Raw genomic sequence first — 12,279 nt, forward strand, 5'->3', positions numbered from 1 at the left:
AATAAGCTAGTTGCTACCGTCGCTTGCCTTCCATTAGGAAGGCAAGCGTTTATGCGTTCTGTAAATGTTCCATATCCCGATATGTAAATTTTCATATTCATTCCGACCATCGATCTGCTACATTTAAGATAATGTATGCGCTTAATCGAAGTCGCGCGGGGTGAACGGCATGTTCGGATCTTTCAGCTACCAGACGAAGATTTTTCTTGCGCTCGCCGCGTTCCTGTTCGCCGTGCTCACGATTATCAATGTCATTAATTATTATCGCAACGAATCATTGATCATGAACGATCTTGCCCAGAATAAGCAGCAGACGACGATCAAGCTGCAGGAGCAAGTCGACGATATGCTGAAGGAGATGGACAAGCTCTCCATTTCCGTAAACGCGTCGGACTCCATCATGAGCGTAATGAAAGGCATTTCGTCCGACTCCGATAGAAACTACTTCATCGAGCATCCGGCAATCAGCGCGGACGTCAGGAACGCATTGCTCTCCTTCACGTCGCTTCAGCCGCTGAAGGGAAGGATCAGTCTCGTCAGCCGTTTCGGCGATTACTTGGATCTCAGCAACAAAATGGACAACATAAAGGCCGACAAATCGCAGATCCGCTTGATGCCGACGTTCCGGGAATATCTCGGCATGGAGGAGTACAAGCGGTATTTGGCGCCTCATCCCGACTCTTGGTCGGTATCCGGGGAACGCGTCGTTTCCGTCGTCCGTCCGCTGAGGGACAATTACAACGTATACGGTTACGTGGAAATCAGTTACGCGGTCAAGGAATTGGAGAACATCTTTTTCTTCCGGAACGATTTGACATTCGGCAACGTGCTCATTCTCGGTTCCGACCGCAGCATTCTGTTCAGCAGTTTGTCTCAAGCGCAGGAACGGAAGTTCGACGACGGGGCGCGTTTGACGATGACGTTAAACGGCGAGTTCGGACATTTTCAATGGCGACATTCAGGCACGCGTCAAATGGTGTTCTATTCGAAGCTGACGTCGACGGATTGGAATATTTTGCTCGTCGAAGATTTGTCTGCTTTTCTGCGCCCGATTGAGTCTTTGCGCTTTAGTTCGATCACGATTTTCTTCGGAGTACTGACCGTGCTGCTTTTCCTGCTCTACCTCTACACGAACCGGGTGACTAGGCCGCTGAGGAGGCTGAAGGACTCGCTGGCAAACGTAGACCTTACAAAGCTGGAATTGCTGCCAGCCAAGCTAAGAACCCGCAACGAGATTACGCTCTTGGGCGTCGCTTTCCAAGGGCTTCTTAACGAATTGAAAATTTCGATGCGGCAAGCCGAGAAATCCAACCAACGCGCGATGGTCGCCCAGATGAACGCGCTGCAGGCGCAGGTCAATCCTCATTTCCTGCATAACACGCTGACGGTCATCGCAGCTCACGGCAAAAGCTCGGGCAATCCGAAGGTGACCGAAATATGCATCGCCCTGTCCGATATGCTTCGATACACGATGAAATTCGACCGAAAGGACTCGACCATCGGGGCCGAGATCGAACATGTAGAGCAATATTTGACGCTGATGCAAAGCAAGTACGAAGGGATCCTTGAGATCGAGACGGATATTGCTCCTGACATCCGCCCCGTTCCGATTCCGCGTCTGACAATGCAGCCGCTCGTGGAGAACGCATTCCATCACGGCTTCTCGGGGATCGATCCTCCATGGAAACTATCCGTGAGAGGCATCGTTAACGAAGGGCGATGGACGATAACAATCGCGGACAACGGCATCGGCCTGTCGCCGGAGCTTTTGGAGAAAATAAACGTCCAAGTCGGGGAATTGAGGGACGATCCCGGAAGAGAGACGGAGCGACTGGCGGAAGAGGACGAGGAGAACGAGAACGATCTCATGCGGAACAGGCAAGGCAACGGAATCGGTCTGGCCAACGTAGTCGCGCGACTTTACTTGTTCTACGGGGGAGAAGTAGAGTTCAGGGCGGACAATTCTCCGGGCGGCGGAGCGATATTCTCGATCACGGGGAGGCGCTAAGGGATGAACAAGGTTATGCTAATCGAAGACGAAACGCCGATCCTCCGCATGGTTAAGGATATGATCGAATCATCGCCTCAAGGTTTCGTCGTATCTCACACGGCTTTTAACGGACGGAAGGCCTTGAAATTGATTGAAGAAAGCGCAGAGAAACCGGATTTGATCGTGACGGACATCCGAATGCCCGTCATGGACGGTCTGCAATTGTTAAAGGAGTTGGAATTCCGGGGTTACGATATTCCTTGCATCGTTCTGTCAGGTTATAGCGATTTTAATTATGCGAGGGAAGCGTTACAGTCCCGCGCATACGACTATTTGCTTAAGCCATTGAAAGAGGAACATCTGGAACAGGCGCTGGCCAGGGCGTCCGGCATGCTCCGGAAGCGCAAGGAGGCGTCGGAGCGGGCTTATCTCAAGAAAGCTTTGAGACTTCCGGATGATTCCGGCGCCGAATCCGTGAATCCGGGCTATTCATGTTATCAGCTTCTGCTCGTCCGGGCGGGAACTCACAGAAGCGACGAATGGGAGGAGTTATCGCCGGCTTCGGGCGGATGGCGGCAAGATGAGGAAGACCTCTTGAGGACGGCGCTCTGCACATCAGGGAACGTTACTCCCGCGTGGTGGATCGGCGGGTTGACGTCCAACGAGAAAGTCGCGGTCAGGGGCTTGGCGGAACCCGAGACGGAAGCATTGCGCCGGGATTCGGCGGAAGAGATGTTCGCGGAATGGAGACGAAGCGAAGGGATGGCGAATAGGCAGTTTTGCTTGGCCGTCTCCGAACCGGTTGCCCTCGATCGTATGGCTTCTTCGTTACGAGCACTCAGGGAAGCGTTAGCGCGTGTAACGCGTATCGGAGAATCCCGGGTATGGATTCACGGCGATCCCGACAGATCGGCTTTCGTCCTGACGGCGGAGCTGGAACAGGCTTGCCGAACGATCGCGAAGTCGGTAGACTATCGATCCTTCGAGAAAGCGATGATAGGTTGGAAAGAGGAATGGCGTAGGGAGGGCTATGGTCAGCTCGCGATTGAAAGTCTGCTGGCGGCCGTCGTACGGCTATTCCGTTCACAACGAACGATGGAAGGCGCGCCTACCGTTTCGGCGTTTGATGCGAATGAGCTTGTATCCGCTTGCGGGACGCTGAACGAGGTCATGGAGCAATTTTGCGGTTTCATGAAAGAAGAATACGAGCATGCGTCGAGAAGTCGTCCGGACCGATCGGCGAAAGATTTGATCGACAACGTGCGACGATATTTGGACGAACGTTACATGGAGTCGATCGGAAGCGATAAGCTGCAGCAAGTGTTCGGCTATAACAAGACATATATCTCCAACGTATTTAGCGAGGTCGTCGGCGTTCCACCTGGCAAGTATCTAGCGAAACTTCGCATCGACAAGGCGATCGCGCTCATAAACGACAGGAGCGAATTGTCGCTCCGCCAGGTCGCCGAACAGGTAGGATACGAGGACAGTCTCTACTTCAGCAAGGTGTTCAAAAACGCAACGGGGCTTAGTCCTAAGGAATACAAGGAAAGGCGGGAACGGGATGCGACAAGCGGTTCGACATAGCGGGATCGTGATAAGAACGGCATTGCGGGCGTGCGTCGGGGCGATCCTAATTGCCTGTCTAGTCCCCCTATTAGGATGCAATGCGAACGGCGATGCGACGAATACGAAACTTCCCGGCGAAATACCCGACTCGGCTCAGCCTGTCACGCTTACGCTTATGGCTAATCAGGATTGGACGGTCAGGCCGATTCTGACGAAGGCTATCGAGTTGTACGAGAATCAATCCGGGAATAGGATCGAAATGCAGGCGTTGCCGATCGATACGGTAGATACTTTGATCAGCAGACGGGTCGCCATCGGCGAAATTACGGACATTGTCATGCATTTCGGAGGCACCGCGCTGAGCGACTTGCGTCCGGAGCGTAACTTCGTCGACATGAGCGGGGAAGCATGGGCGTCTGACTTGACCGACGAGGTGCGCCCGCGGCTGATGAAAGATGGCAAGCTATACGGATTGCCGCTATGGGAGGCTTCGACAAGCGGCACGTTGTACAACAAGCGAATATTCGAGAAACTGGGTTTGAAAGTTCCGGAATCCCAAGATGAGTTTTTCGCGATCTGCGAGAAACTCAAACAAGCCGGCATCGTTCCCGTGTATTTGGCGAGCAAAGACATTTGGCCTCTCTTACCCCAATACGGCTTTGACTATGCCGCCGAGAGAACGCCGGGACTCGTCGACGCGCTAAACACGAACAAGGTGAACATGGCGGACGTATCGGCCGTGCGGGATGTCGTCGATTGGTATCGAACGATGTACGTCCGGGGTTACTTCGGTAACGATTCGGCCAACAACAATTGGGACGGCTTGCCTGCAGCTTTGCACAGCGGCGAGTATGCGATGGTCATGTCGTGGGACGTCTATTTGTATTCGGATTTAGAGGCAAAGTATCCGGGCATGGCGCAAGATTTCGGACTCATGCCGCTATTCGTCGGAGGCAGCGAGGCTAAGCTGTATGAGGGACCGAACGCAGCGATGATGATGGTGAACAAGAACGGCAAGCATGTGAAGGAAGCGATCGATTTTATTCGTTTTCTGGCACAGCCTGACGTATTGAACGAGATCTATCGGGGAATGAAGACCGGAACTTATTTCAGAAGCGTAACGACGAACGAACCTACTCCGCAATACTTGGAAAATAAAACGAACATCGATAGACTTACTTATCCGTCAGTCACGCCATTCATCGTGGGGTATAGCCAAAGCGAAATGGGCAAATGGGTCCAGCAAGCTATGACCGGCGCCATTACGACCCGCGAGGCGCTCTCGAGAATGGATGAATTCCGCAAGCAGGTCGCCCTCGACCGGGGCATCCCCGAATTCCATCGTCCCCAATAACCTATGTAAAATCTCCATGCCGAATCCTATGCAATGTCCATGGGCGCCTCCCCCGGCGCATGTTAGGCTTATCTTGTAAGCGCTTCATACAAGCCTGAGGGGGAATCCATCCATGGAAAAGTTTCGCAAACCACTTGCTCTGTTCAGCACGATCTTGGCATTCTCGATGCTCGCCTCCGCGTGCGGCAAGTCGAATAGCAACGAGCCGCAGAGCTCAGCTCTGTCGACTCCGTCCGCCGAATCGAGCGCGCCTGCATCGGCATCCGCGCCGGCAAGCAACGCCGATCCCGTCACTTTGAAGTTCTGGACGTGGCATCCGTCGGCCGATCTCTACAAGTCGGTCATCGAGAAATTCGAAGCTAGTCATCCTGGAATCAAGGTCGACCTTACCGTAATGGAAAGCAAAGATTTCCAGACGAAAATGCCGCTCGCGCTCAGCACCGGCGAAGATCTGGACGTCGTCGGAGTCCAAACCGGAGCGATGCCCAAGCAAATCCAAGCCGATCTTCTCCCGCTGGAAGACCTGATCTCGCAAACGCGCCCGGACTGGCAGTCGGTCATCAGCGAGAACAGTATCTCTCAAGCGAGGTCCCAAGCGGACGGATTAAAATTCCTTCCGATGGCATCCATCGGCTCAATGGTGATGTTCTACAACAAGGATATTCTGGACGGGCTCGGTTTGCCGGCACCGAAGACGTACGAACAATGGAAAGCGGTGTCCGACAAGCTTCGCGAAACGAAAAGCGACAAGCTGTCCGTCGCCGTCGGCGGCAAAGACGCCTGGATTATGGACGAAGTGGCTTGGACGATCGCCGGACAACAATCCGACTTGTACAATCAATGGCGATATAACGGCAAGAAACTGGACGGTCCTGAATATACGCAAGCGGCGGCAGGCTTCCTGAAGGTGTTTGCGGACGGCATTATCAACAAAAACGACGTGATGGACATGGACTATACGTCATCTCGAAACGCTTTCACTTCCGGCCAAGCCGCGTTTTTCATCCAAGGCACTTGGGAAGCGAACCTGCTGCTGGACAGTTTCCGTAAAGGAAATCAAGTAAACATAAACGACGTCGGTCTCTTACCGATTCCAAGCGTCGAACCAAACGGTACGCCGTCGATCCGCTCGTTCATCGATCTGGGACTCGGTATTCCGGCGAAATCCAAGCATCCTAAGGAAGCCATGCAATTGATCGACTATCTGATCTTCGGCGAAGGCAACGATTTGCTCGCCTCGACGTTCGCATTCTCGACCAATAAGATAGGCTTCGTTCCGGATGCGTCGCTCTTGACGACGCCGACGGCACAGGAATCCTACAAGACGCTATCCGACTTGCTGAATCACCCGAGCGCAGATCGGAACAACAACTCTCCGTTCTCCGACGTTGCGGGACAACTGTTGCAGAAAATGCTTATTAGCAAAGTTACGCCGGAAGAGACGGCAAAAGCGATTCAGAAAGAATTCGATACGGGCAAGTATCCGAACGAATAATCGAATAAACGAATAACCGGACAACGGATTTGCGGGAGCGATCGGCGATAGGCCGTCGCTCCTGCTCCGTCCCGCAGGTAGGGAGTGTGCGCATCGTATGAGGATCAAGGCCAGGGAACATGCTACCGGGTATTTGTTTGTCGCTCCGTTACTCGTCTTGTTCGCGGTTTTCTTGTTATACGGTTTTTATTTTATCGTTCACGCTAGTTTCTTCAATGAGACGTTATCGTTCCGAGACGCGAAATATGTCGGTTGGGACAATTACCGCATGGCCATAGAAGATAGCAGGTTTCTTCATTCCATCGTTAACAACCTGGCGTTTGCGGCCGCGGCTATCGTCATTAGCGTGTCGATCGGTTGCGTAGTTTCCGTCGTTCTGAGCATAGGAATCAAGGGTTCCAAGTTTCTGGGGGCGCTATTCTTCATTCCGTCGTTCATGCCGCTCGCTCTAATCGCGATGGTGTTCTCCATCATGCTGGAATACCGTTTCGGCACGCTGAACGGACTTTTCCACGGCATCGGCCTCGATTTTATGGCGCAGAGGTGGCTAAGCGACCCGAAATTGGCTTACATGTCGGTCATCTCGATCTCGGTGTTCCTCATCGGCCTGCCGATGATGTACTATAATGCGGACATGACGACAATCGATTCCAGCATACTGGAAGCGGCTGTCATTGACGGGGCGGGATTGGGCAGAATGATGTGGAACATTTTATTCCCTCTACTCAAGAACGCGCACAAAACGATCATTCTGTCCACGCTGCTCGGCAGCTTTCGCGAGTTCGAACGCGTATTTCTGCTCACTCAGGGAGGGCCGGCGGGCACGACGGAGAACACCAGCGTATATATTTATTCTTTCGCCAGATCGGCGGGGGCGAACATCGGATTCGTATGCGCAACTTCCGCGATCGTTCTTCTGATCGCTTTGAGCATTTCGGTCGTGCAATTGCTCGCTTTCCGAACGAAAGCAGGAAAGGGGGGGCGGCGATGAATATCGGTCTTGTTACCCGTAGGCAGAAGAGAATCATCAGCGTATTTCTATACGCCTTCGCTTTGATGTGGTTGTTCCCTTTCTATACAGCCATTCGCAACTCGCTCAAAGTAAACGGCATTCGGAACTATGTAGACTTGTTTACGAGCGATCTGAACGGCATATCATTGCTCGGAACATTCCGCAACTCGACGCTCATCGCGATCGGGTCGACGATTATATTGTTGGCGGTCGGTTCGCTCGCCGCTTTCGCTTTTTCCAAGCTGCGGTTTTTCGCCAAGGAGACGCTGTACGTCTCCGTTCTTCTCTGCCTGGCGGTGCCCGGCGTCGTCATCATGATTCCGTTCTATTACATTCTCAAAAACTTGGACCTTTACAATACGCTGTGGTCGGTCATTTTCTCGGAAGCGGTGCTCACGTTGCCATTTGCCGTACTGATGTTGCGCAATTATTACGACAATCTGCCGCCGGAACTGATGGAATCGGCTTCGATCGACGGAGCTTCCAAGCTGCAGATGTTCAACCGCATTTATCTGCCGCTATCGACTCCGGCATTGATTAATCTTGGCGTGTTATCGGTTATGTGGTCGTTCCAGGATTTCCTGTTGCCGCTTATGTTCTTGACCGACAAGTCGGTGCTGACCGCCACGGTTGCCGTCAATACGCTGAAGGGCTTGTTCGGATTCTCGCCGGCGGATCTGGGTAAATTCAACGCGGCGCTCGTCGTGCTTGGCATGCCTGCCGTAGTCATCTTCCTGTTCGCGCGCAAATACATTACGAACGGCATTACGTCGGGCGCGGTGAAGGAGTAAAGAAGTGATGGAGTTCGAGTCTACGACGGATTATCCCAGTCATTTCAGATAACGGTTATCCAGTTTCACCCTCCCAGCGTTTGCCGGGAGGGGATTTCGCAAGTTTTTTATGAAAGCGCAACCATTTGGAAGTTGTCCGAATGTTGGTTAGGAGGTGATGGCCCGGAAGAAGCACAGTCCGAATTGCCGCGAACGAATTCCGCAAGCTAGTCCGAATCCGCTAAACCGCTTTTACAAAAGAGGAGGGAAATATTAATGACAAGAAAACTCGTTTCAAGATTCATGATTGCAATTTTACTTCTCGGGTCGCTTATTCCCGTTTTTTCTTCAGTCTCCTATGCAGACACAAACATCCCGCAGGCGGGACCAAATCCGATAGTGTTCAATCAAACGGCAACGACCGACAATCTCATTTATTTAATGGCAGCCGGCTCCGAGCACAATTCAAGCTTGACGATTGATAATTACGGTGCGCCTAAGCATGCTTGGGTTAACAACTTTTTTGGCAGAACGACGGATTATATGCAGTGGACGGTAAGCTTGGCTACTGCCGGAGTTTATCATGTGGAGGCGCTGCTTAGTAATAATGCAGCCACCCCTTTAAGATTAAGCGTTGTCAGTACTGGTGATACGCTTAATTTTACAACGAATAACTTCGGATGGGACAAGTTAGATGCCGGTACGATATCGCTTCCCGCCGGGACAAGCACGATTAAACTTGTAGGAACTGCAGGATCTGCGCATGGTATGTCGATCAAATCTCTTGAACTTATTCGCGAATCCGATCGTGCCGCCTATCTGACACGGATTGCAAGCTTCAAGAAAGATACCACTTGGCTAGCCAATTCAGGTTATGGTCTTATGTTCCAATATGGCGGTTGGGGATACCCCCAAACGGGAGCAAAGAAATCCTTGGATCAACAAGCGGCGGATTTTAATGTCGCCGATTTTGTGACGATGGTTCAGAGCACGGGGGCGAAGTACGTGATCTGGTCTGCAAGCTGGTGGACTTTCGAGCTTAACGCGCCGATTACTTCGCTAGATACGATAGTAGGTAATGGAAATCGGACATCTGCGCGAGATTTAATCGGTGATGTGGCTACGGCTCTGCATGCGGTAGGAATCAAGTTCATGCTTTATTATCATACAGGGCAAGACAGTCATTTAGGCTATAATTCAACGGATTTTTGGCAGCGTCAGAATTGGCCTACTGCATTTACGACGACTGGAACAGGCGATCGATCCACGTTCTTTACCAATTGGATCAACATTATTACCGAAATGGGTAACCGTTACGGAACAAATCTGGATGGATGGTTTTTTGATGACGGAATGATCTATTACCCCGGTCCGTTTGAACAGATGGGCCAAGCAGCGCGTACAGGGAATGCAAATCGCTTAATTTCATACAATTCGTGGGTAGCTTCAAGGATTACCGATTTTCAGGATGTTTATTTTGCTGAAGAAGTTCATGGGGAAGTACAAACAGGCAGTGCTCCCGTGGGCGCTAATGGGATATTCACAAGCGGACCGCAAAAAGGATTATTACAGCAAGCCATGTTCAGGATGGAACAGGATTGGGGCGTACATTCTGCGAATACGTCGATAAATACCGGGATTAGCAGTGCCCAATCGATAGGGTGGTATCAGAGCGCAAGCCCTCGCAAAGTCCCTTTGTCCTTCAACATGATGATGTGGGAAAACGGAACGGTATCGGCTGCATCCCTTCAGGTGCTCTCTGATGTCAAAAATGCAGCGGGGGGAGGAGGCACGGGAACCGTGAATAATTCCGATCCCAACATCGTTTACACGGGTGCTTGGTCGCTTAGCTCCGGTAGAGGCGTAGGCGACTATCAAGATGATGTTAGATATACCGCGACGAATAATGACTCTTTTGTATACACATTTTCGGGAACCGGGGTCAATTATATTACTGAAAAAAATAGCGATATGGGTAATGTGGACATTTATATCGACAATGTTTTCCAGGCGACCGTTAATTGCTACAATGCGACCAGACTTGTGCAGCAGACTGTTTATAGCAAGACAGGTCTGACTAATGGCACGCATACGATTAAAGGCGTCAAAAAATCCGGCACCTATATGCTTGTAGATGCCTTTTCTATTGCATCGTCAGGCCCGGTCTATAACAAGATTAAAAATCGTACAAGCGGCAAAGTGCTTAATGGCGGTTGCGGAACCGATGGATGTACCGTTTCGGAGTGGTCGGATATCGTAAGCACAAATCTCCAATGGGAGGTTATTGATCTAGGTAACGGTTACTTCAAAATCAAAAATCGTACCGATGGTAAAGTACTTAATGGCGGTGGAGGAACCGATGGTTACGTTGTCTCAGAGTGGTCGGATATAACAAACAATAACCTGCAATGGCAAAAGATCGATGCGGGTGGCGGTTATTGGAAATTCAAGAATCGTGCCGACGGTAAAGTTCTTAAGGGGGGCGGATCATCTGATGGAACTGCTGTCACGGAGTGGACGGATGGGACTAGCAATGATCTGCAATGGCAGATTATATCAAACTAATTCAACTACGGAAATCAATAGTCTTTTCAAGGCAACTGTGGAATGATATTCAGAGGTTGCCGGATGATCCAAAGCGTCAACCGGCAACCTATCCATCAATTGATATCAGAGTTACTTTGATTTCTTCTTGGCTGCGGATCTACCTTGTTTCTTCGGATCATCCGATGGTGGTGCGGCGTGCTGTGAGCCGTTGGGCTTAAACGAATCGGTCATGTTTTATGCTCCTTTCCTTAGATTGTAATTAGTCATATGTACGTTTTACCATTTTATCCTGTGGATTTTTTTGGATCTGAATTATGATATAATAATCCTTATCTTTCCATAACGGAACGGATAGAGGTGAACTTGACTGGAGCATTTTTTCGACTTTGTTCAAATGGCATTATCGATAGGTCTCATCTCTTCCCTAGTGTTTCTTCCCTTCACCTATTTTTCTATACAAGATATACGCTGGAGTCATGATATTGCTGCCGCGGGTTCGTCTTTGTTTGTATCTATCAGACGGCCGGAGCTCAATAGTATTCAGCGATGGATAGCACGTACCGCGAGACGAAAAGAAGCGCCTGATGAAGACGCCGATAGTCCTTCCCCACATTGATATTCAATCATTCAATTAGGGAGGACAAACGTGAAAAAGATTTCGATGTACCCCAAATGGGCCAAGCCCATGCTCATTATGATGATCTGCGTTATTCCCGTGATTCTGCTGAGCGGATGCTCGACAGCATCCCCATCCAACCCGATTAATGCCGATTCGCAAGGGATATTTAATCACTACTTCATTTACCCGTTCTCGATCCTGATTAAATTTTTCGCGAATGCGTTTCACGGAGACTACGGGTTATCGATCGTACTGATGACACTAATCATCAGAGTTGCGATTATGCCGCTCATGATGAATCAAACGAAGAAGCAATTGGCCATGAAAGAAAAGATGGCCGTCCTCCAGCCGGAATTAAACGCGCTGAAGGACAAGTATAAGGACGACGTTAGCGCGGAGTCCAAAAAGCAACATCAAGTCGAGATGATGCAGCTCTACCAGAAGCATCAATTCAATCCCTTAAATATAGGGTGTTTGCCCATGCTTCTCCAATGGCCGATCACACTCGCATTTTATTACGCCATTCGTCGCACCCCGGAGATCGCAGCTCACGATTTTCTGTGGTTTAGCTTGGGGAAAACGGATATGATTTTGCCGCTTATTGCCGCTGCTGTTTATTACGTTCAGTTCCGCGTGTCGCAATCCGCTTCAGCGCAATATCAGCAAAATCAAAATAACCAAATGGCTTTCATCGGATTGTTGTCCCCGATCATGATGGGCGTGTTTTCTTTTGCGATGCCGGCAGCTTTGCCGTTATATTGGGCGGTCGGCGGTATATTTATTATCGTCCAAACGATCGTACTCAATAAAATGTACGCGAAGCCAAAGCAACAAGCAAAAACATTTCTAACGGAGTAGAATACTTGCGCCTTATTGAAAGACTAAGCGTTGAACTAACGGTTACGACAGGAAAAAGCGGCTGC

The 12,279-nt window shown here is 50.5% G+C and carries 8 protein-coding genes and 1 pseudogene; all 9 read left to right on the top strand.

Going from position 1 to position 12,279, the window contains the following annotated elements:
* The first annotated feature begins 169 nt into the window (after nucleotides 1-169).
* The 9 genes and pseudogenes from D7Z26_RS13950 to yidC all read left to right on the top strand — a co-directional run bounded on the left by D7Z26_RS13950 (nucleotide 170) and on the right by yidC (nucleotide 12,214).
* Nucleotides 170-2,008, top strand: coding sequence for a cache domain-containing sensor histidine kinase (locus D7Z26_RS13950; RefSeq protein WP_120977552.1), 1,839 nt, complete (start codon nucleotides 170-172; stop codon nucleotides 2,006-2,008).
* A gap of 3 nt (nucleotides 2,009-2,011) precedes the next feature.
* Nucleotides 2,012-3,577 (top strand): response regulator transcription factor, encoded by a 1,566-nt coding sequence (locus D7Z26_RS13955; protein ID WP_120977553.1) that lies wholly within the window; start codon nucleotides 2,012-2,014, stop codon nucleotides 3,575-3,577.
* Nucleotides 3,555-4,913 (top strand): ABC transporter substrate-binding protein, encoded by a 1,359-nt coding sequence (locus tag D7Z26_RS13960; RefSeq protein ID WP_120977554.1) that lies wholly within the window; start codon nucleotides 3,555-3,557, stop codon nucleotides 4,911-4,913. The genes D7Z26_RS13955 and D7Z26_RS13960 overlap by 23 nt, the downstream gene beginning before the upstream one ends.
* A 112-nt stretch (nucleotides 4,914-5,025) precedes the next feature.
* Nucleotides 5,026-6,408 (top strand): ABC transporter substrate-binding protein, encoded by a 1,383-nt coding sequence (locus D7Z26_RS13965; protein ID WP_120977555.1) that lies wholly within the window; start codon nucleotides 5,026-5,028, stop codon nucleotides 6,406-6,408.
* Between the two features lie 97 nt (nucleotides 6,409-6,505).
* The gene (locus tag D7Z26_RS13970; RefSeq protein WP_120977556.1) at nucleotides 6,506-7,399 is read left to right on the top strand and encodes a carbohydrate ABC transporter permease; all 894 of its coding nucleotides are present in this window, start codon (nucleotides 6,506-6,508) and stop codon (nucleotides 7,397-7,399) included.
* Nucleotides 7,396-8,211, top strand: a complete 816-nt coding sequence (locus D7Z26_RS13975; protein ID WP_158602304.1) for a carbohydrate ABC transporter permease — start codon at nucleotides 7,396-7,398, stop codon at nucleotides 8,209-8,211. Before D7Z26_RS13970 ends, D7Z26_RS13975 begins: the two co-directional genes overlap by 4 nt.
* An 861-nt stretch (nucleotides 8,212-9,072) precedes the next feature.
* Nucleotides 9,073-9,534 (top strand): annotated as a pseudogene (locus tag D7Z26_RS28110) (alpha-L-fucosidase); the annotation flags it as partial.
* 780 nt (nucleotides 9,535-10,314) lie between these two features.
* Nucleotides 10,315-10,755 (top strand): RICIN domain-containing protein, encoded by a 441-nt coding sequence (locus tag D7Z26_RS28115; RefSeq protein WP_407643518.1) that lies wholly within the window; start codon nucleotides 10,315-10,317, stop codon nucleotides 10,753-10,755.
* 628 nt (nucleotides 10,756-11,383) lie between these two features.
* Nucleotides 11,384-12,214 carry a membrane protein insertase YidC gene (yidC, locus tag D7Z26_RS13985; RefSeq protein ID WP_233566875.1) on the top strand — a complete coding sequence of 277 codons (831 nt, stop codon included), beginning with the start codon at nucleotides 11,384-11,386 and terminating at the stop codon, nucleotides 12,212-12,214.
* Nucleotides 12,215-12,279: the final 65 nt, after the last annotated feature.

Source organism: Cohnella endophytica, assembly GCF_003628305.1.
Taxonomy (GTDB): domain Bacteria; phylum Bacillota; class Bacilli; order Paenibacillales; family Paenibacillaceae; genus Cohnella; species Cohnella endophytica.

Excerpts from the sequence above, each read along its gene's own strand:
- D7Z26_RS13975 (WP_158602304.1), top strand. The coding sequence starts at position 7,396 with ATGAATATCGGTCTTGTTACCCGTAGGCAGAAGAGAATCATCAGCGTA.
- D7Z26_RS13960 (WP_120977554.1), top strand. The coding sequence starts at position 3,555 with ATGCGACAAGCGGTTCGACATAGCGGGATCGTGATAAGAACGGCATTG.
- D7Z26_RS13955 (WP_120977553.1), top strand. The coding sequence starts at position 2,012 with ATGAACAAGGTTATGCTAATCGAAGACGAAACGCCGATCCTCCGCATG.
- D7Z26_RS13965 (WP_120977555.1), top strand. The coding sequence starts at position 5,026 with ATGGAAAAGTTTCGCAAACCACTTGCTCTGTTCAGCACGATCTTGGCA.
- D7Z26_RS13970 (WP_120977556.1), top strand. The coding sequence starts at position 6,506 with ATGAGGATCAAGGCCAGGGAACATGCTACCGGGTATTTGTTTGTCGCT.
- D7Z26_RS28115 (WP_407643518.1), top strand. The coding sequence starts at position 10,315 with ATGCTTGTAGATGCCTTTTCTATTGCATCGTCAGGCCCGGTCTATAAC.
- D7Z26_RS13950 (WP_120977552.1), top strand. The coding sequence starts at position 170 with ATGTTCGGATCTTTCAGCTACCAGACGAAGATTTTTCTTGCGCTCGCC.